This is a genomic window from Bradyrhizobium sp. USDA 3262, assembly GCF_054060035.1.
Genome location: NZ_JBSSCT010000001.1, coordinates 2,298,615 through 2,316,578 on the forward strand (window position 1 = coordinate 2,298,615; position 17,964 = coordinate 2,316,578).

Consider the following 17,964-nt stretch of genomic DNA (forward strand, 5'->3'; position numbering starts at 1 on the left):
CGCGTTCACTTCAGCAGCGCTGATAGGCCTATTACGAAGTTTGATATTACTGGCCGCTTCGCCGATCGATCTCGCTCTCTGATTCGCGTCCTCGACGAAGGCGCGTCGAGGTTCGAGTATCTGCTCACCGCGATCGCAAAATAATCGTGGCACGAGATGTCGGCCGGGCGGACTCCGATTCGTCCTCCGGGCACTGGTTCCATGATGGAGTTCCGATGTCGCTCACCCTGCATTACCACCCGCTGTCCTCGTTCTGCTGGAAGGCGCTGATTGCGCTCTACGAGAACGGCACGCCGTTCAAGCCGAACATGGTCAATCTCGGCGATCCCGCCGAGCGCGCGGCGCTGCTCGCGCTGTCGCCGATCGGCCGTTTTCCCGTGCTCCGCGACGAGACGCGGGGCGAGACGGTGCCGGAATCGAGCATCGTCATCGAATATCTCGACCGGCATTATCCCGGTGCCGTCAGGCTGATCCCCGAGGATCCGGACCTCGCGCTGCAGACCAGGCTGCGCGACCGCTTTCTCGATCTCTATGTCCATCTGCCGATGCAGAAGGTCGTCGGCGACCGCCTGCGGCCTGCCGGTCGCAAGGACCCCCATGGCGTCGCCGAGGCGCGGGCGCAGCTCCGCACCTCCTATGCGATCCTCGATCAGCAATGCGCGCAGGGCGGCTGGATGATGGGCGAGCGCTTCTCGTTGGCCGATTGCGCGGCCGCGCCGACGATGTTCTACGGCAACAAGGTCGAGCCGATCGGAGATGGCCATCGGCATCTGGCGGCCTATCTCGAGCGGCTGATGGGGCGGCCGTCCTTCGCGCGCGTCCTGAAGGAGGCCGAGCCCTATTTCGGCATGTTCCCGCAGGAAACCTGAAGCAAACCGGCCTGCGATCCGGTTCCGAAAATAAATTGTGGCGTGATGTCGCTTTCGCGGCGTCTCGCTCGTCATCTCCCTGAGGGGGTTTCCGGAGCGCTGGCCGCTCCGGAGGCCCGGGCGATACGTGTGGGAGACGACATGGCTGCAGCTGGCAACAGGGCGGAGATCATCCGCTCCCTTTTCGCCGCCTACCTCGCCAATGACCGCGCGAGTGTCGAGGCGGCGTTCGCGGAGGATTTCCGCTTCTCGACGCCCTATGGCGAGAACATCGACAAGCCGACCTATTTCGCCGAGTGCTGGCGCGACTCCTGGATCGGCCGCCACGAGATCGAGCGCATCATGGTCGACGGCGTCGAGGCCTTCGTCACCTATCGCTGCGTCGCGCGTGACGGCAAGAGCTTTCGCAACACCGAGTTCTTCGTGTTCGACGGCGACAAGGTGTCGCGCATCGAGGTCTATTTCGGCCCGTCGCACCAGGACGGAGAGCTCGTCAGGCAAGAACGCTGAGGGCTGTGGCGCGCGACGCAATGACCTCCGAAATAATTTCGCAAACCCTGTCGGCGTGGCAAGCCCCGCGTCGTCCTTGAGACGAGCACCGGAGATACCGGCAAAGCAGCTGAACAAGACAACGGAGCAGGACGATGAAGTTCATGGTGATCGTGAAGGCGAGCAGGGATACCGAGGCCGGCGTGATGCCGAGCACCGAACTGCTCGCCGCGATGGGCAAATTCAACGAGGAGATGGTCAAGGCCGGCGTCATGCAGGCCGGCGAGGGCCTGCACCCGACCAACAAGGGCGCGCGGGTCAAATATGCCGGCGCGCAGAGCACCGTGAGCCACGGACCGTTCAGCCTGACCGGCGATCTCGTCTGCGGCTTCTGGCTGATCGAGACCAAGTCGCTCGATGAAGCGATCGACTGGATGAAGCGCGCGCCGTTCGACGTCGGCTCCGAGATCGAAATCCGCCAGGTGTTTGCCGCGGAGGATTTCGGCGAGGCGCTGACGCCCGAGCTGCGCGAGCGGGGAGAGCGCCTGCGCGCACAGGTGGGCAGGAAATGACACCCGACGTCATTCCGCGATATCGCGCCGGCGATGCGCTCCGAATACATGATCTCCGTCGCAAGTCGTGGATTCCGGGCCGGCGCCGTGTGGGGCTTCCCGGCATGACGAGGGTGAAGATTGCGAGTGATTCAACAGGCAAGGAAATCCGACCAATGCGCTTCATGATGCTGATGATCCCGCTCGGCTACGAGTCCGCGCCGGCCAAGCTCGAACTCGACCCCGAACGGGTCGCCGCGATGATGCGGTACAATCAGGCGCTGAAGGACGCCGGCGTGCTGATCACGCTGGAAGGCCTGCATCCGCCGGCTGCCGGCGCGCGCGTCAAGTTCGACACCGGCATGCCGGTCGTGATCGACGGCCCGTTCACCGAGGCCAAGGAAGTGATCGGCGGCTTCTGGATGATCGAGGTCGCCTCGCGCGCCGAGGCAATCGAATGGGCCAGGAAATGCCCGGCCACCGCGAACGAGATGATCGAGATCCGCCAGGTGCAGGAGATGGCCGATTTCTCCGAAGAGGTGCAGCAGGCGGCCGCGACCTTCGAGCATCCGCAGGGCGGCTGGGGCAAGGCGCTGCGCTGACACCGCATGATCCAAGTCGCGATGCCGCCGCAGGGCGGCATCGCATCACTAACCATCGTCAACCAGCAACAACTACAATGGAGACGCAAGATGAGCACCAACACCTTCCTCGCCGTCTATCTCGGTGGCGGCAGCACCGGCTCGCGCATGGCCGCCTGGAACGCGCTGCCCGAGGCCGAACGGCGCGCCAAGGAGCAGCAGGGCATGGCGGCCTGGGGCGCCTGGGTCGAGAAGCACCATGACGTGATCGTCGAGATGGGCGGACCGCTCGGCAAGACCAAGAAGGTCGGGCAGGGCGGCGTCACCGACATCGCCAATCTGATGACCGGCTTCACCGTGTTGCGCGCGCCCTCGCATGAAGCGGCGGCAAAGCTGTTCGAGAACCATCCGCATTTTTCGATCTTCCCGGGCGAAGCCGTGGAGATCATGCCGGTGCTGCCGATCCCGGGGCGATAGGCAAAATCGTTTCAGATCATGGGCTCCCTGAACCTCTCCCGCGCGCGGGGGTCGAGACGAGCGAAGCTCGCTCTTAGGTCGTCGCGCGCAACGCGGCGGATGGAGGCCCTCTCCACTGCGTAACTCGCGGAGAGGGCCTCCGCTCGCCATTGACGAGTCAGGTCACGCCGGCTCGAGCAAATCTGAAAGCCCTGAAGTGGAGGTCTTGCGCCATGGCGACGCTCGTCTTCGGACTGAACCAGTCGCTCGACGGCTATGTCGATCATCAGGCGATGGTGCCGGACACCGGGCTCTTTCGTCATTTCATCGAGCAGGTGCGCGGCGTGGCCGGCATGTTGTATGGCCGTCGCATGTACGAGGTGATGCGGTATTGGGACGACGACCTTCCTGATTGGGATGCGGAGGAGTGCGACTATGCGGCAGCGTGGCGGAGACGGCCAAAGTGGGTCGTGTCGCGCTCGCTCAAATCCGTCGGACCCAACGCGACACTGGTCGAGGGGGACCTTGAGGCGGCGGTGCGCGGGCTGAAGGCCCGGCTCGACGGGGAGATCGAAGTCGCCGGGCCGGACCTGGCGGGGAGTCTGACCGAGCTTGGCCTGATTGACGAGTATCGACTGTACCTCCGGCCCATCGTACTCGGGCACGGCAAGCCATTCTTCGTCGGGCCCCGCGCGCCGCTCCGCCTGGTGGCAAGCGATCGGATAGGCGAGAACACGATCAGGTTGACCTACGTCCCCGCCTAGTCATGCAACGCGCCTGACGGCGTTGCGCGGAAGCCCCCTGACTGACTGGTCCGTTAATCTTGATTGACGCGCCGCCGCCCGCTAGTGACCTTTACCGCCGGCTCATGTAAAAGCCGTTCACATGAGCTGGCGCAAGGACCAAGGCCGCGCCGAGCGCGGCTATCATCACGGCAATCTCAAAGAGGCGTTGCTGCAGGCCGCCCTCGACCTGATCTCGAAGAAGGGGCCGGCCGGCTTCACCTTCGCCGATGCCGCGCGGATGGCCGGCGTCAGCCCCGCCGCGCCGTACCGCCACTTCCGCGACCGTGACGAGTTGATCGCCAGCATCGCGCAACGCGGCTTCGAGCAGTTCGAATCGCTGCTGACGCAGGCCTGGGACGACGGCCGCCCCGACACCGTCACGGCGTTCGAGCGCGTCGGCAAGGCCTATCTGGCCTTCGCCCGCGAGGAACCCGCGTTCTATTCGGCGATGTTCGAATCCGGCCTGCCGGTCGATTCCAATCCGACCCTGATGGCCGCGAGCGAGCGCGCCTTTGCGATCATCCGCGCCGCCGCCGAACGGCTCGCGGCACTGGCGCCGCCCGGCATGCCGCGTCCGCCGGCGATGATGATGGCGCTGCACATCTGGGCGATGTCGCACGGTGTCGCCTCGCTGTTCGGCCGCGGCGATGCCGCGCGGCGCAAGCTGCCGATGTCGCCGGAGGACCTGCTCGAGGCCGAAGTGCTGATCTATCTGCGCGGGCTGGGCTTCCCGACCGACCGCAGGCCTGGAACCGCGGCCGCCGACGAAAAGCCGGCCGGTCCGTGGGGCAAGCCGAAATAAGGTTCAACGGCAGAGCCAAAAATAATCCGAAGGGTGCGTCATCCGCGCTGCTTGACTTTCCCAAGGGATCGGCTACCTATGTAAATGTTATTTACATTCACAACGGCGTGATGCCGTGATGGAGAAGGAAATGGCCTACACCGCTGATGTCAATCGCTGGCGCGGCCCCGTCGAAGAGCCCTACCGTCCCTACTTCTACGCGACGCCGTGGCATCCCCTGAAGATCGCCGGGATCATCCTCGGCTTCATGATCTGGTGGCCGATCGGCCTCGCCCTTCTCTTTTTCACACTCGGGAGCAGAAAGATGGCCTGTTGGAGTCACAACGACATGGATCGCTGGCAGAACAAGATGGAGCGGATGAAGAGCCGCATGGAGCGCCGCGGCTTCCCGTTCGGCGGCTTCGGTCCGCCTTCCAGCGGCAACCGCGCCTTCGACGAGTACCGTCAGGACACGCTGCGCCGTCTCGAGGAGGAGCAGGTCGAGTTCAAGAACTTCCTCGATCGCCTGCGCCACGCCAAGGACAAGGAAGAGTTCGACGCCTTCATGGCGCAGCACAAGACCCGTCCGACCCCGCCGACCGACCAGCCGCCGCAGAGCTGATCACGCGAGGCAACAGCTAGCCTTCAGGCGATGTGCCCCCATAGAACCTGATGGCCCTGAGCCGCCCGTTTGCGATGAGCAAGCGGGCGGTTTGCATTTTGGGATGGTGACGCCCACTCTATCGTTTGGGATCCGGACGATGAGGTGAAGACCATGGCGGGATCGGTGACTGTGACGGCTGGCGACCTCTGGCTTGCGATCCGGCGCGAAGCGGCAGCCGCGATCGCGGCTGATCCGTTTCTCGAGGCGTCTTCCGCCTTCATCCTCGATCAGGGCGACCTCGGCGGTGCGCTCGCCTTTTTGATCGGCCGGCATATCGGCCGCGCGGAAGAGGATCGTGCGCAGTTCATGCGCGCGGCCCGCGAAGCCTATGCGGCCGAGCCCGCGCTGGTCGATGCCGCGGCCACCGATCTCACAGCCATCGTGCGCCGTGATCCGGCGATCACGGGCTTCCTGCCGCCGCTGCTCAACTTCAAGGGCTTCGTCGCGCTGCAAGCGTGGCGGGTATCGAACTGGCTGTGGCGCGAGGACCGCCCCGACCTTGCGCTCATGATGCAAAGCGCCACCGCGGACCAGTTGCAGATCAGCATTCACCCGTCGGCCCGGATCGGAACCGCTGTGTTCCTCGATCACGGCACCGGCATCATCATCGGCGCGCTGGCCTCGGTCGGCGACGAGGTCACGATTCTGCAGAACGTCACCATCGCGCGGCATCAGGACGATCCGCGCCGCGCGCCGAAGATCGGCCGCGGCGTGCTGCTCAGCGCCGGCGCCACCGTGATCGGACATCTCTCGATCGGCGATTTCGCCAGGATCGGCGCCGGCGCGCTTGTCACGACGGATGTGCCCGCCGGCTGCACCGCCGTCGGCGTGCCGGCGCGGCTAACGAATTGCGCGGAGGCGGGGACGTTTTCGTGAGGTGAGCACTCTCGGCCGGCGCTTAGTGAGGTGAGCACACTCTCAGGCTCCCTCTCCCCTTGCGGGAGAGGGTGGGGAGAGGGGGTGGCCCCGGGCGTGGTGTCAGAGTGGATGATGCCGTTGCATCAGCGCGCAGCAGGTGTCGCCGCTCTAACTGAGTGCGGAGCAAGCGGTACCCCTCTCCCCAACCCTCCCCCGCAAGGGGGGAGGGAGCCCTACTAGTGTGCTCGCCTCACTGCATGATGCGAAGCGACCGCCCGCTCACACATTCGACCCATGGATCGCGTCGATCACCGCGTCGGTGACTTCCTTGGTCGTCGCCTTGCCGCCGACGTCGGGCGTCAGCACGCCGGCGGCGCACACCTTCTCCACCGCCGCCATCAGGCGCGCCGCGGCGTCCTTCTCGCCGAGATGCTCCAGCATCTGCGCACCGGTCCAGAAGGTCGCGACCGGGTTGGCGATGCCCTTGCCGGTGATGTCGAAGGCCGAGCCGTGGATCGGCTCGAACATCGAGGGGTAGCGGCGCTGCGGGTCGATGTTGCCGGTCGGCGCGACGCCGAGGCTGCCGGCGAGCGCGCCGGCGAGGTCGGAGAGAATATCGGCGTGCAGGTTGGTCGCGACGATGGTGTCGAGGCTCCTCGGATTGAGCGTCATCCGCACCGTCATGGCGTCGACCAGCATCTTGTCCCAGGTGACGTCGGGGAAGTCCTTCGCCACCTCGGCGGCGATCTCGTCCCACATCACCATGCCGTGGCGCTGCGCGTTCGACTTGGTCACCACGGTGAGGAATTTGCGCGGCCGCGACTGCGCCAGCTGGAACGCATAGCGCATGATCCGCGTCACGCCGACGCGGGTGAAGACAGCGACTTCGGTGCCGACTTCCTCCGGCAGGCCCTTGTGTGCGCGGCCGCCCATGCCGGCATATTCGCCCTCGGAATTCTCGCGCACGATCACCCAGTCGAGATCGCCGACGCCGACATTGCGCAGCGGCGAGGCGACGCCGGGCAGGATCTTGGTCGGCCGCACATTGGCGTATTGGTCAAAGCCCTGGCAGATCGGCAGGCGAAGGCCCCACAGCGTGATGTGGTCGGGCACATCGGGCGCGCCGACCGCGCCGAAATAGATCGCGTCGAAGTTCTTCAGCTCCGCGAGCCCGTCGGCCGGCATCATCACGCCGTGCTTCTTGTAATAGTCCGAGCCCCAGTCGAAGGTTTTGACGTTGAAGCTGATGTCGCCGCTGCGCTTCGCCAGCGCCTCCAGCACGCGGACGCCCGCGGAGATCACTTCGGGGCCGATGCCGTCGGCGGGGATGGCGGCGATGGAATGGGTACGCATGGGTTGTCTCCGGATCGATGTTTAGCGGGTTTGCACGGGATTGGGTTGCGGTTCGGATTGTGCCGGCGCGCTCTGCGCGCGCGACAGCAGCAGCGTGAGCACGGCCGAGAGCACCAGGAGGCCGGCGACGAAATAGAGGCCGCCGTCGAAACTGCCGGTGCGTTCCTTGATCCAGCCGATCATCGCCGGCCCGACGAAGCCGCCGAGATTGCCGATCGAGTTGATGGTGGCGATTCCGGCCGCGGCGGCCGAGCCCGACAGGAATATGGTCGGCATGCTCCATAGCGGCGGCTTCGACGAGGAGATGCCAATATTGACCAGCGTCAGCGCCGCGATCACGGCGGCAAGGCCGGTCCACAGCCCGGCAAGCGCAAGTCCCGCCGCGGCTATCAGGCAGGCCAGCACGACGTGCCAGGTGCGCTCGCCGCTACGGTCGGAATGCCGCGCCCACAACACCATCGCGATCACGGCAACTGACGCCGGTACCGCGTTGAGGAAGCCGACCTGGATCGACGACAGGCCGAACGCCTTGATGATCTGCGGCGCCCACACCCCAAGTGTGTAGAGCCCGGCCGAGGTGCCGAAATAGACCAGCGCCAGCGCCAGCACGCGCGGGTCGGCGAGGCCGCGCCAGATGCTGTGGCTCGCGGTTGAGGCCTTGCCGTCGGTCTCGGCCTTCATGGTCTTGACCAGCCAGGCGCGCTCGTCGTCGGCAAGCCATCTGGCCTGCTCCGGACGGTCGGTCAGGAAGCCCAGCACGACGAAGCCGAGCAGCACGGCGGGCACGGCCTCCAGCACGAACAGCCATTGCCAGCCCTTGAAGCCGAGCATTCCGTCCATCTCCAGCAGCGCACCTGAGAGCGGCGAGCCGAGCACGGTCGAGAGCGGCGCCGCCGCCATGAACAGCGCGGTGACGGCGGCGCGCTGCCGCGCCGGGAACCAGTAGGACAGATAGAGGATGATGCCGGGGAAGAAGCCGGCTTCGGCGGCGCCAAGCAGGAAGCGCAGCACGTAGAAGCTGGTCGCGCCCTGCACCAGCGCCATCGCCGCCGAGACCAGGCCCCAGGTGATCAGCACCCGCGCGATCCAGATCCGCGCGCCGATCTTGTGCAGGATGATGTTGGAGGGCACCTCGAACAGGAAGTAGCCCCAGAAGAAGATACCGGCGCCGAAGCCATAGACGGTCGGCGACAGGCCGATGTCCTTGTTCATGGTCAGCGAGGCGAAGCCGATATTGACGCGGTCGATGAAGGCCACGAAGTACAGCAGCATGATGAACGGCACGATGCGCAGTGAGATCTTGCGCAATACGCGCGTGCCAAGCTCGCTTTCCATGGGCTTCTTCCCCGGGTTCGTGTTCTTTTTCGTCGTGATGAATGTGGGGTTGAGGTGGCGCCTGTAGTCTCCGTTCCACCTCCCCCGCAAGCGGGAGAGGGGGCGCAGTTTCTTCGCGGCCGAAGCTCAACCTGAATTCATCACCAATGGAAAGCCTAGAAGCTCGCGCCCTTTCGCTTCAACCCGCGCCGGTTTATACAAAAAAATGATATAATCGGGCCCGGTCTCACTTGGCGTCATGCCCGGCCTTGTGCCGGGCATCCACGTCTTGGCGGCAAAGAAAGACGTGGATGGCCGGGACAAGCCCGGCCATGACGAACGCAGGGCATAAGGAAGCGACGTCTTGGAACTGCACCAGCTTCGCTGCTTCGTCGCGGCTGCCGAGGAACTGCATTTCGGCCGCGCGGCGCAGCGCCTGCAGATGATGCCGTCGGCGCTGGGCCGCCACATCAAGCTCTTGGAAGAGGATCTCGGGGTGCGGCTGTTCGCGCGCACCACGCGCGCGGTGTCGTTGACCGAGGACGGGGCTGTGCTGCTGCGTGAGGGCCGCGCGCTGCTCGGCCGCGCCGAGGCGATCGAGAACGGCTTTCGCCGCCGCCTGCGCAAGCCACAGGCGCGGCGCTTCCGGATCGGCGCGATCGACAGCGCCGCGGCCGGCCTCTTGCCGCCGTTGCTGCGCGACGTTCGCGCCGCCTATCCGGACGTCGCGGTGCAACTGCTCGAGGAGAAGACCATCCGCCTGCTGCCGAAGCTCTTGTCGGGCGCGCTCGACCTTGCGTTCGTGCGCCCGCCGGAGCGGCCCGACCGGCGCATCGAGTTTGTCCCGCTGCTGCAGGAGACCGCCGTGGTGGCGCTGTCGCACAAGCACGCACTGGCGCGGCGCAAGCAGATCGTGCTGCCCGACATCGCGGATCAGCCCTTGATCGTGCCGGAGCGCCGCTCGCGGCCGCACAGCCACGATCTGACGACAAAACTGTTCGACGAGGCCGGGCTGACGCCGCGCATCCAGGAGATTGCCGACGAGAAGCAGACCATCGTCAACATGGTCGCAGCGCGGCTCGGCGTCGCCATCGTGCCGCGCTGGACCGCGCGGATGGCGATCCCCGGCGTCCGCTTTGTGCCGCTCCGCCTGAAGCGCGGCAGCAGCGCCGGCCGGTTGCCGCTCGCCGCCGCCTGGCTCAAAGGCTCCCGCGATCCGGTCCGCGACCAGGTGATCGCGGTGCTCCAGGCACGGTTGAAGAGTTACGCGCGCGAGGCGTGAGGGCGCTTCGTTGCGTGATGCCTCGACGGCCGATGAATGATTTTGGCCGGTTGACCTAGGTCAACACGACCTGCGCCGGCCAGGGTGAGCGTGCCCGGCATGGCGAAGCGTCAGGACTGGGTCATGATCGCAGGGTGCGTCGCTACCGCTTTGGCGGTGGTGGCGCTCGTCGCCCTTTTCTCTGCCTGAGCTGCGTCGCCCCCGTAATGTTACGGGGGTATTAAGCTAAGCCACGGAGATAACTCGGTAATTCCTAAAGCTCGAACACCGCTGGCACAAACTGCACTGGCTTGCCGAGTTCCTCCCGGCATAGCTTCCCCTTCCAACGTAGGGCGGCGTTATGGGCAACCTACTTTACAGCGTGTTTGTCGTGCTGATGGGGCTAAGCCCGGTTATCCTCATGGCGATTGCCATGTTCTTGAATTGAGGGCCGGAGCTGTGTCTTCCGGCGTGCCAACCACCAATCCATTCCGCTGGCGTGCTTAGTGAATCAATCCGCGATGCCTTAACCTGGTGAAAGGTTGGCGTCAGCGCGGGCGTGTACGCTCGCGCCCATGAATTGGGATCTGCTGTATTTCCGCCTCTCGCTCGTCTGGATGGCGATCACCGCCGCCATGCTGGTCTATGTGCTGGTCGCATAAGGGCTGACTCTCCGTCGCCGAAGGCCTTCCGCCGGTATTTTCCGCACGCGCCAATCGATAACATGCCGCCAGAATGCGAAGCTGCGTCACCATTAAAGCTGTCATCGCCCGGCTCGACCAAGCGATCCAGTACATCCCGTCATCCTGAGGTGCGAGCTCTTGCGAGCCTCGAAGGATGCACGGCCACCAGCCGGGCCGTCGCCCTTCGAGGCTCGCTCTGCTCGCACCTCAGGGTGACGGAATTGGCAGCTTTGGGTCTGGCTCTCATGGACAAGCTGGTAGACAAACGACTTGCCCCCCAGCCGCGGCTCAAATCTCCCCGGTTTTGCGGGTCGGCCATGAGTTCCTCGTTTGTAGACTCGCGTTATGTTATAATATAACAGTCGTTGCATGGCGCATACGCACACCCACGACCACCACCATCACGGCCACGCCCCCAACGGGCACAGCCACGGCCCGCACGCGCATCCGGCGCAGGCCGCGCACTGGTCGATCCTGCGCATGCCCGTGCCGGCCCGGCTGCTCGCGGCGCTCGCGGTCAGCGCCGGCCTGTGGGCGGTCGTCTGGCTGGCGATGAGGTGAGACCGGTGGCTGCTCTTGTTACCTTCCGCGACGTCACGCTCGGCTACGACCGCCACCCGGCGGTGCATCATCTCAATGGTGCCGTCGAGGCGGGTGCGCTGCTCGCCGTGATCGGCCCGAACGGCGCCGGCAAGTCGACCCTGCTGCGCGGCATCGCCGGCGTGCTCAAGCCGCTGTCGGGCGTGATCGATCTCGACGGGCTGGATCATCGCGACATCGCCTATCTGCCGCAGTCTGCCGACATTGACCGCAGCTTCCCGATCTCGGTGTTCGACTTTGTCGGCACCGGGCTGTGGCGCTCGACCGGTTTCTTCGGCGGCATCGGCAGGGCCGCGCGCGAGAAGATTTTGGCGGCGCTCGCCGCGGTCGGCCTCAACGGTTTCGAGAACCGCCCGATCGGCACGCTCTCCGGCGGCCAGACCCAGCGCATGCTGTTCGCGCGCGTGCTGTTGCAGGACGCCCGCCTGATCGTACTCGACGAACCCTTCAACGCCATCGACGCCAAGACATCAGCTGACTTGCTGGCGCTGGTGAAGCGCTGGAACGGCGAGGGGCGCACCGTGCTGGCGGCGCTGCACGACCTCGACATGGTGCGCAACAATTTCCCGGAGACGCTGCTGCTGGCGCGCGGCCCGGTGGAATGGGGACCGACCGCCGAGGCGCTGACGGCCGACAATCTGATGGTCGCGATGCGAATGTGCGAGGCGTTCGACGACAGCGCCGCGGCCTGCGCCGCCGATCCACGCTCGCGGGCCGCCTGACGCCGATGCTATCCGACGCGCTGGTCACGCCCTTCACCGAATTCGAGTTCATGCGCCGCGCGCTGGCGGCGGTGATCGCATTGTCGCTCGGCGGTGCGCCGATCGGCGTGTTCCTGATGCTGCGGCGGATGAGCCTGGTCGGCGACGCCATGGCGCATGCGATCCTGCCGGGGGCTGCGATCGGCTTCCTGCTGTCCGGGCTCAATCTGTTCGCGATGACGACCGGCGGCCTGATCGCGGGCTTTGCCGTGGCGCTGCTCGCGGGCCTCGTCGCCCGCACCACCGAATTGAAGGAGGACGCCTCGCTCGCGACCTTCTATCTGGTCTCGCTCGCGCTCGGCGTCACGATTGTTTCGATCAAGGGCACCAATATCGACCTGCTGCATGTGCTGTTCGGCAACATCCTGGCGATGGACGACCAGACGCTGCTGGTGATCGCGTTCAACGCCACCCTTACGCTCTTGGTGCTCGCGGTGATCTATCGCCCGCTGGTGATCGAATGCGTCGATCCGGTCTTTTTGCGCACCGTGAGCCGGGCCGGCGCGCCGGCCCATCTCGCCTTCCTCGCACTCGTCGTGGTCAACCTCGTCAACGGCTTCCACGCGCTCGGCACGCTGCTCGGGGTCGGACTGATGATCCTGCCCGCGGGCATCGCGCGGTTCTGGTCGCGCGACATCACCACCATGATCTGCATCGCGGTCGCGAGCGCGATTGTGTCGGGTTATGCCGGGCTGGTGCTGTCGTACCAAACCCGGATTCCTTCCGGTCCCGCGATCATCCTGGTCGCGGCGGGGCTCTATATTGTGTCGCTGCTGTTCGGCAATGTCAGCGGCCTGGTGCGGCAGTTGTTTCCCGGCCGCCATCTCGAGGCGTGAGTACGATGCTGCGATTGTTCGGTTTGATTGGTCTGGCGCTGCTGCTGGCGAGCGGACCGGCGCGCGCCGCGGAGCGCATCAACGTCGTCGCAAGCTTCTCGATCCTCGCCGACATGGTGCGCAATGTCGGCGGTAACAATGTCGACGTGACGGCGCTGGTCGGGCCCGACGGCGATGCCCATGTCTACGCGCCGACGCCGGCAGACGCCAAGAAGGTCGCCGACGCCAAGCTCGTGGTCATCAACGGCCTCGGCTTCGAAGGCTGGATGCCGCGGCTGCTGCAGGCTTCGGGCAGCAAGGCGTTGGTCGCGGTGGCGACCAAGGGGATCATGCCACGGAAAATGGGCGGCCATGACGACCCGCATGCCTGGCAATCCGTAGCCAATGCGAAGATCTATGTCGTCAATATTCGCGACGGGCTGATCGCCGTGGCCCCCGACCAGGCGGCGATCTTCAAGGCCAATGCCGACGCCTATCTGGCCAAGCTCGAGGCGCTCGACCGCGAGGTGCACGAGGCGGTGGCGAAAGTGCCGGAGGCGCGGCGCAAGGTGATCTCGACCCACGGCGCCTTCGGTTATTTCGCCGATGCCTACGGGGTCACGTTCTTCTCGCCGCTCAGCGTGTCCACCGATTCCGAGCCCAGCGCGCGCGATATCGCCGCGATCATCGCCCAGATCAAGCTTGCGAAAATTCCGGCGGTTTTTCTCGAAAATATCAGCGATCCCCGCCTGATCGAGCGGATCGCGGCCGAGACCGGCGCCCGGATCGGCGGCACCCTGTATTCGGACGGTTTGACGGCCGAAAAGGGCGATGCACCCACTTACATTGATATGGTCAGGCACAATATAAAGGCCCTGACCAGCGCGCTCGCCGACTAGGGCAGGGGCCTCCTTGCCGGGTTGAGTGCCGTGATTCAAGTTCCTTCGGAGTTGTTATGGCTGAAGCTTCGCAAAAAATTCCTGTGACCGTGCTGACGGGCTATCTCGGCGCCGGCAAGACCACGCTGCTGAACCGCATCCTGTCGGAAAACCACGGCAAGAAATACGCCGTCATCGTCAACGAATTCGGCGAGATCGGCATCGACAACGACCTCATCATTGGCGCCGATGAGGAAGTATTCGAGATGAACAATGGCTGCGTCTGCTGCACGGTGCGCGGCGACCTCGTCCGCATCATGGACGGCCTGATGAAGCGCAAGGGCAAGTTCGACGCCATCATTGTCGAGACCACCGGCCTTGCCGATCCGGCGCCGGTCGCGCAGACCTTCTTCGTCGACGAGGACGTGCAGAAGAACGCCCGGCTCGACGCTGTTGTGACCGTCGCCGATGCAAAATGGCTGAGCGACCGCCTCAAGGACGCGCCGGAAGCCAAGAACCAGATCGCGTTCGCCGACGTCATCGTGCTGAACAAGACCGACCTGGTCTCCAAGCCCGAGCTCGCCGAGGTCGAAGCCCGCATCCGCGGCATCAATCCCTATGCCAAGCTGCACCGCACCGAGCGTTGCCAGGTCGGGCTGACCGATGTGCTGGAGCGCGGTGCATTCGATCTCGACCGCATCCTGGAGATCGAGCCGGATTTCCTCGAGGCCGGCGACGATCACGACCATGATCACGATCATCATCACCATGACCACCATCATCATGATCACGACCACGGCCATGGCTTGAAGCACTACCACGACGAGGACATGCAATCGCTGTCGCTGCGCTCGGAGAAGCCGCTCGATCCGACCAAGTTCATGCCCTGGCTGCAGAACCTCGTCGCCACCGAGGGCCAGAAGATCCTGCGCTCGAAGGGCATTCTCGCCTTCACCGGCGATGACGACCGCTACGTGTTCCAGGGCGTCCACATGATGCTGGAGGGCGACCATCAGCGGAAATGGAAGGACGGCGAGAAGCGCGAGAGCCGCGTCGTGTTCATCGGTCGCGAACTACCCGAGCAGGCGATTCGCGACGGCTTCGAGCAGTGCATCACCACGTGATGAAAGAGTTCGATCCGGGCGAGGCCCCTTCTTCCATCGTTTCGATCACCGACCGCGTCAAGCCGTTGCCGCTCGGCGCGGCGGTGAGCTCGGTGCATTTCCTTGGCGACCGCGCGTTCTTCGTCGGCGCCGAGGAGGGTGTTGCGATCGCGACCGCCGACGGCGAGATCACACGGACGGAGACGCATTTCGGCGCCATCCTGTGCGCCGCCTCCGACGGCAAGCGGCTCGTCACCGGCGGTGACGACGGCAAGCTGATCGCGATCGACGCCAAGGGCGAGACCTCTGTCATTGCGACCGACGCCAAGCGGCGTTGGATCGACAATGTCGCGCTGCACAGCGACGGCACCGTGGCGTGGTCGGCGGGCAAGACCGCCTTCGTGCGCAATCCCAAGGGCGAAGAGAAAACCTTCGAGGTGCCGTCGACCGTCGGCGGGCTTGCTTTTGCGCCGAAGGGCCTGAGGCTCGCGATCGCGCATTACAACGGCGTGACCTTGTGGTTTCCCAACATGGCGGCCAATCCGGAATTTCTGGAATGGGCCGGCTCGCATCTCGCCGTCATGTTCAGCCCGGACAACAAGTTCCTCGTCACCGCGATGCACGAGCCCGCGATGCATGGCTGGCGGCTCGCCGACAACCGGCACATGCGGATGAGCGGCTATCCCGGCCGCGTCCGCTCGATGTCATGGAGCGTCGGCGGCAAGGGGCTCGCGACCTCGGGCGCCGATACCGTGATCGTCTGGCCGTTCACCAGCAAGGACGGGCCGATGGGCAAGGAGCCGGCGATGCTGGCGCCGATGCCGGCGCGGGTCGCGGTGGTCGCCTGCCATCCGAAGAACGACATCATGGCGGTCGGCTATGCCGACGGCACCGTGCTGATGGTCCGCCTCGAGGACGGCGCCGAGATCCTGGTGCGCCGGAACGCCGGCACGGCGGTTTCGGCGCTCGGATGGAATGCCAAGGGCACGCTGCTCGCCTTCGGCACGGAAGATGGTGACGCGGGCATCGTGGAACTGTAAGAGATCGCGGCAGACGAAGCGTTTTCGAGCGAAGTGGGTACCGGTTCGCCTGAAGAAAACGCGTCAAAAGACGAAGCTCGCGCCGGGGCCGCAGCGTCATGCGATTTCTCACCACGTTCCAGCTCGCCGACTTCATCGACACGCTGGTCAGCCTGACCACGGCCTTTGTGTTTGGCACCCTGATCGGCGCCGAGCGACAGTACCGGCAGCGCACCGCGGGCCTGCGCACCAATGTGCTGGTCGCGGTCGGCGCTGCAGCCTTCGTCGACCTCGCGATGCACCTGGCCGGCGCCGACGGCGCGGTCCGGGTGATCGCCTATGTCGTGTCGGGGATCGGCTTCCTCGGCGCCGGCGTCATCATGAAGCAGGGCATGGATGTGCGCGGCCTCAACACCGCGGCGACGCTGTGGGCCTCGGCCGCGGTCGGCTCCTGCGCCGGTGCTGACCTCGTGGCGCAGGCGGCGGCGCTGACCGTGTTCGTGATCGCGGGCAACACGCTGCTGCGTCCGCTGGTCAACGCCATCAACCGCATCCCGCTGAACGAGAAGGCCTCGGAGGCGACCTACTATTTCAAGCTCGCCGTGACTCCCGAGGCGTTGCCCGACATGCGCGACCGCCTGGTCGAGAAGCTGGAGGCCGCGAACTATCCGGTCGCCGATGTCGACGTGGTCGAGGCCGGCGACGACTTCCTCGAGATCGTGGCGACGCTGGTCTCGACCGCGGTCGAGCCCAACGAATTGAACGCCGTGGTGGTCGACCTGCAGCATCAGCCCGGCGTGCGGCACGCGACCTGGGAGGTCAGCACCACGGATTGAGCCGCGGTTCCCGCATACGCCGCTTCGGAACCATGCCGTGGCCGGATCGTTGACCCCGCGGACAAGGCGCAGGTGAACGAGATGGCTGTGGATCGGACCAGGTTGCGAATCGACATGCTGATCGCCTCGACGCTGGTGGCAGCGGGCGTTGCGATCGCGGTGCTTTCGCTACACGCGATCAATGCGGCCCCGCCGCAGGAGATCGCGCAGGCGACCCAGCCGCTGCAACCGACGCCGACGCCCGAGCCGCAGCAGACGGCCCCGCCGGCCGAGTCGAAGCCGGGCGGCGAGCGGCCGACCACGCCGGCGCCGCAGCCCGCGCGTCCCGACGATGAGGCACGGAAGGCCGGCGCCAAGCCGGTGCTGCCGCCCGCGCCCGCGGAGAAGACCGCGCCGCCGATCGAGAAAAAGTAAGCGCGCCGCAGGCTCGCATTGTGACGCGGATTTGACGGACACTGCCGATTATACGGTCTCGCCTCCGCCGCCGACGCCCTTCATAATCTGTCGTCTTGCCAACGACAGATGGGGCCTGCCATGAAGATCGAGGACGTCCGGCGCACCGCCTATTCGATGCCACTCACCAACCCGTCGTTTCCGCCGGGGCCCTACCGGTTCTTCGACCGCGAATATTTCATCATCACCTACAAGACCGACCCGGAAGCGCTCGCCGCCGTGGTGCCGGAGCCGCTCGAGGTCGCCGAGCCGGTGGTGAAGTACGAGTTCATCCGCATGCCGGACTCGACCGGCTTCGGCGATTACACCGAGACCGGGCAGGTGATCCCGGTTCGCTTCAGGGGCGAGGAGGGTGCCTACACCCACGCGATGTATCTCGACGATGAAGGTCCGATCGCCGGCGGCCGCGAGCTGTGGGGATTTCCGAAGAAGCTGGCAAAGCCCAGGATCGAGGTCGAGAGCGACGTGCTGGTCGGCTCGCTGCATTACGGCTCGGTGCTCTGCGCCTCCGCCACCATGGGCTACAAGCACCGCAAGGTCGACCTCGACACCGTCTTGAAATCGATGACGGCGCCGAACTTCATTCTGAAAATCATCCCGCATGTCGACGGCAGCCCGCGGATCTGCGAGCTGGTGCGGTTTCATCTGGAAGACATCACGCTGAAGGAGGCCTGGACCGGTCCCGCCGCTCTCGGGCTGTTTCCGCACGCGCTGTGCGACGTCGCCCGCCTGCCGGTGCGCGAGGTGATCTCGGCGCTGCATTTCAAGGCGGACCTGACGCTCGGCCTCGGCTCGGTCGCGTTCGACTACATGGCGAGATGACGAAGTCATTCCGGGGCATCGCGCCAGCGATG

At 65.4% G+C, this 17,964-nt stretch carries 21 protein-coding genes; 19 read left to right on the forward strand and 2 right to left on the reverse strand.

The genetic code is table 11. The features are described 5' to 3' along the window. Positions 1-215 precede the first annotated feature (215 nt). The 9 genes from ACVWYP_RS10665 (at position 216) to ACVWYP_RS10705 (ending at position 6,052) form a co-directional block, all read left to right on the forward strand. Positions 216-869: a glutathione S-transferase family protein gene (locus ACVWYP_RS10665; protein ID WP_304498588.1), complete on the forward strand. Its 654-nt coding sequence runs from the start codon at positions 216-218 to the stop codon at positions 867-869. A gap of 141 nt (positions 870-1,010) precedes the next feature. Beyond that, the gene (locus ACVWYP_RS10670; protein WP_304498589.1) at positions 1,011-1,379 is read left to right on the forward strand and encodes a nuclear transport factor 2 family protein; all 369 of its coding nucleotides are present in this window, start codon (positions 1,011-1,013) and stop codon (positions 1,377-1,379) included. A gap of 134 nt (positions 1,380-1,513) precedes the next feature. Next, positions 1,514-1,930, forward strand: coding sequence for a YciI family protein (locus ACVWYP_RS10675; RefSeq protein WP_304498590.1), 417 nt, complete (start codon positions 1,514-1,516; stop codon positions 1,928-1,930). A gap of 155 nt (positions 1,931-2,085) precedes the next feature. Next, the gene (locus ACVWYP_RS10680; RefSeq protein ID WP_038384380.1) at positions 2,086-2,511 is read left to right on the forward strand and encodes a YciI family protein; all 426 of its coding nucleotides are present in this window, start codon (positions 2,086-2,088) and stop codon (positions 2,509-2,511) included. 90 nt (positions 2,512-2,601) lie between these two features. Then, positions 2,602-2,967, forward strand: a complete 366-nt coding sequence (locus ACVWYP_RS10685) for a YciI family protein (protein ID WP_304498591.1) — start codon at positions 2,602-2,604, stop codon at positions 2,965-2,967. A 212-nt stretch (positions 2,968-3,179) separates the two neighbouring features. Beyond that, positions 3,180-3,710 (forward strand): dihydrofolate reductase family protein, encoded by a 531-nt coding sequence (locus ACVWYP_RS10690; RefSeq protein ID WP_304498592.1) that lies wholly within the window; start codon positions 3,180-3,182, stop codon positions 3,708-3,710. Positions 3,711-3,831: 121 nt separating this feature from the next. Next, entirely contained in the window at positions 3,832-4,533 is a 702-nt protein-coding gene (locus ACVWYP_RS10695; RefSeq protein ID WP_304498593.1) for a TetR/AcrR family transcriptional regulator, read from the forward strand. Positions 4,534-4,663: 130 nt separating this feature from the next. Next, positions 4,664-5,134 (forward strand): DUF2852 domain-containing protein, encoded by a 471-nt coding sequence (locus ACVWYP_RS10700; RefSeq protein WP_038384393.1) that lies wholly within the window; start codon positions 4,664-4,666, stop codon positions 5,132-5,134. A gap of 153 nt (positions 5,135-5,287) precedes the next feature. After that, complete coding sequence (locus ACVWYP_RS10705) at positions 5,288-6,052, forward strand: serine O-acetyltransferase (RefSeq protein ID WP_304498594.1); 765 nt, start codon at positions 5,288-5,290, stop codon at positions 6,050-6,052. Positions 6,053-6,313: 261 nt separating this feature from the next. Here the strand turns inward: ACVWYP_RS10705 and ACVWYP_RS10710 are convergent, their stop codons facing one another. Together ACVWYP_RS10710 and ACVWYP_RS10715 are read right to left on the reverse strand one after the other, a co-directional pair. Beyond that, a complete protein-coding gene (locus ACVWYP_RS10710; protein ID WP_028341372.1) occupies positions 6,314-7,387 on the reverse strand; it encodes a tartrate dehydrogenase in 1,074 nt (357 codons plus the stop codon). Between the two features lie 21 nt (positions 7,388-7,408). Next, positions 7,409-8,722 (reverse strand): MFS transporter, encoded by a 1,314-nt coding sequence (locus ACVWYP_RS10715; protein ID WP_304498595.1) that lies wholly within the window; start codon positions 8,720-8,722, stop codon positions 7,409-7,411. Between the two features lie 343 nt (positions 8,723-9,065). Between ACVWYP_RS10715 and ACVWYP_RS10720 the strand changes: the two genes are divergently transcribed. The 10 genes from ACVWYP_RS10720 (at position 9,066) to ACVWYP_RS10765 (ending at position 17,932) form a co-directional block, all read left to right on the forward strand. After that, entirely contained in the window at positions 9,066-9,983 is a 918-nt protein-coding gene (locus tag ACVWYP_RS10720; RefSeq protein WP_304498596.1) for a LysR family transcriptional regulator, read from the forward strand. A gap of 1,031 nt (positions 9,984-11,014) precedes the next feature. Then, positions 11,015-11,206 (forward strand): hypothetical protein, encoded by a 192-nt coding sequence (locus tag ACVWYP_RS10725; RefSeq protein ID WP_304498597.1) that lies wholly within the window; start codon positions 11,015-11,017, stop codon positions 11,204-11,206. 5 nt (positions 11,207-11,211) lie between these two features. Continuing rightward, on the forward strand, positions 11,212-11,967 hold the full coding sequence (locus ACVWYP_RS10730; RefSeq protein ID WP_304498598.1) for a metal ABC transporter ATP-binding protein: 756 nt from the start codon (positions 11,212-11,214) through the stop codon (positions 11,965-11,967). A gap of 5 nt (positions 11,968-11,972) precedes the next feature. Continuing rightward, positions 11,973-12,842: a metal ABC transporter permease gene (locus tag ACVWYP_RS10735; protein ID WP_028341367.1), complete on the forward strand. Its 870-nt coding sequence runs from the start codon at positions 11,973-11,975 to the stop codon at positions 12,840-12,842. A 5-nt stretch (positions 12,843-12,847) separates the two neighbouring features. Next, the gene (locus ACVWYP_RS10740) at positions 12,848-13,720 is read left to right on the forward strand and encodes a metal ABC transporter substrate-binding protein (protein ID WP_304498599.1); all 873 of its coding nucleotides are present in this window, start codon (positions 12,848-12,850) and stop codon (positions 13,718-13,720) included. Between the two features lie 56 nt (positions 13,721-13,776). After that, complete coding sequence (locus ACVWYP_RS10745; protein WP_304498600.1) at positions 13,777-14,823, forward strand: CobW family GTP-binding protein; 1,047 nt, start codon at positions 13,777-13,779, stop codon at positions 14,821-14,823. Then, complete coding sequence (locus ACVWYP_RS10750; RefSeq protein ID WP_304498601.1) at positions 14,823-15,842, forward strand: WD40 repeat domain-containing protein; 1,020 nt, start codon at positions 14,823-14,825, stop codon at positions 15,840-15,842. The genes ACVWYP_RS10745 and ACVWYP_RS10750 overlap by 1 nt, the downstream gene beginning before the upstream one ends. 98 nt (positions 15,843-15,940) lie before the next feature. After that, positions 15,941-16,657, forward strand: coding sequence for an MgtC/SapB family protein (locus tag ACVWYP_RS10755; protein ID WP_038384367.1), 717 nt, complete (start codon positions 15,941-15,943; stop codon positions 16,655-16,657). Positions 16,658-16,738: 81 nt separating this feature from the next. After that, the gene (locus ACVWYP_RS10760; protein WP_092087548.1) at positions 16,739-17,071 is read left to right on the forward strand and encodes a hypothetical protein; all 333 of its coding nucleotides are present in this window, start codon (positions 16,739-16,741) and stop codon (positions 17,069-17,071) included. Positions 17,072-17,191: 120 nt separating this feature from the next. Then, complete coding sequence (locus ACVWYP_RS10765) at positions 17,192-17,932, forward strand: acetoacetate decarboxylase (protein WP_304498602.1); 741 nt, start codon at positions 17,192-17,194, stop codon at positions 17,930-17,932. The last annotated feature ends 32 nt before the right edge of the window (positions 17,933-17,964 follow it).

Bases quoted from the DNA above. Each gene is read 5' to 3' on its own strand.
- ACVWYP_RS10665 (WP_304498588.1), top strand. From the start codon at position 216: ATGTCGCTCACCCTGCATTACCACCCGCTGTCCTCGTTCTGCTGGAAG.
- ACVWYP_RS10670 (WP_304498589.1), top strand. From the start codon at position 1,011: ATGGCTGCAGCTGGCAACAGGGCGGAGATCATCCGCTCCCTTTTCGCC.
- ACVWYP_RS10675 (WP_304498590.1), top strand. From the start codon at position 1,514: ATGAAGTTCATGGTGATCGTGAAGGCGAGCAGGGATACCGAGGCCGGC.
- ACVWYP_RS10680 (WP_038384380.1), top strand. From the start codon at position 2,086: ATGCGCTTCATGATGCTGATGATCCCGCTCGGCTACGAGTCCGCGCCG.
- ACVWYP_RS10685 (WP_304498591.1), top strand. From the start codon at position 2,602: ATGAGCACCAACACCTTCCTCGCCGTCTATCTCGGTGGCGGCAGCACC.
- ACVWYP_RS10690 (WP_304498592.1), top strand. From the start codon at position 3,180: ATGGCGACGCTCGTCTTCGGACTGAACCAGTCGCTCGACGGCTATGTC.
- ACVWYP_RS10695 (WP_304498593.1), top strand. From the start codon at position 3,832: ATGAGCTGGCGCAAGGACCAAGGCCGCGCCGAGCGCGGCTATCATCAC.
- ACVWYP_RS10700 (WP_038384393.1), top strand. From the start codon at position 4,664: ATGGCCTACACCGCTGATGTCAATCGCTGGCGCGGCCCCGTCGAAGAG.
- ACVWYP_RS10705 (WP_304498594.1), top strand. From the start codon at position 5,288: ATGGCGGGATCGGTGACTGTGACGGCTGGCGACCTCTGGCTTGCGATC.
- ACVWYP_RS10710 (WP_028341372.1), bottom strand. From the start codon at position 7,387: ATGCGTACCCATTCCATCGCCGCCATCCCCGCCGACGGCATCGGCCCC.
- ACVWYP_RS10715 (WP_304498595.1), bottom strand. From the start codon at position 8,722: ATGGAAAGCGAGCTTGGCACGCGCGTATTGCGCAAGATCTCACTGCGC.
- ACVWYP_RS10725 (WP_304498597.1), top strand. From the start codon at position 11,015: ATGGCGCATACGCACACCCACGACCACCACCATCACGGCCACGCCCCC.
- ACVWYP_RS10735 (WP_028341367.1), top strand. From the start codon at position 11,973: ATGCTATCCGACGCGCTGGTCACGCCCTTCACCGAATTCGAGTTCATG.
- ACVWYP_RS10740 (WP_304498599.1), top strand. From the start codon at position 12,848: ATGCTGCGATTGTTCGGTTTGATTGGTCTGGCGCTGCTGCTGGCGAGC.
- ACVWYP_RS10745 (WP_304498600.1), top strand. From the start codon at position 13,777: ATGGCTGAAGCTTCGCAAAAAATTCCTGTGACCGTGCTGACGGGCTAT.
- ACVWYP_RS10750 (WP_304498601.1), top strand. From the start codon at position 14,823: ATGAAAGAGTTCGATCCGGGCGAGGCCCCTTCTTCCATCGTTTCGATC.
- ACVWYP_RS10755 (WP_038384367.1), top strand. From the start codon at position 15,941: ATGCGATTTCTCACCACGTTCCAGCTCGCCGACTTCATCGACACGCTG.
- ACVWYP_RS10760 (WP_092087548.1), top strand. From the start codon at position 16,739: ATGGCTGTGGATCGGACCAGGTTGCGAATCGACATGCTGATCGCCTCG.
- ACVWYP_RS10765 (WP_304498602.1), top strand. From the start codon at position 17,192: ATGAAGATCGAGGACGTCCGGCGCACCGCCTATTCGATGCCACTCACC.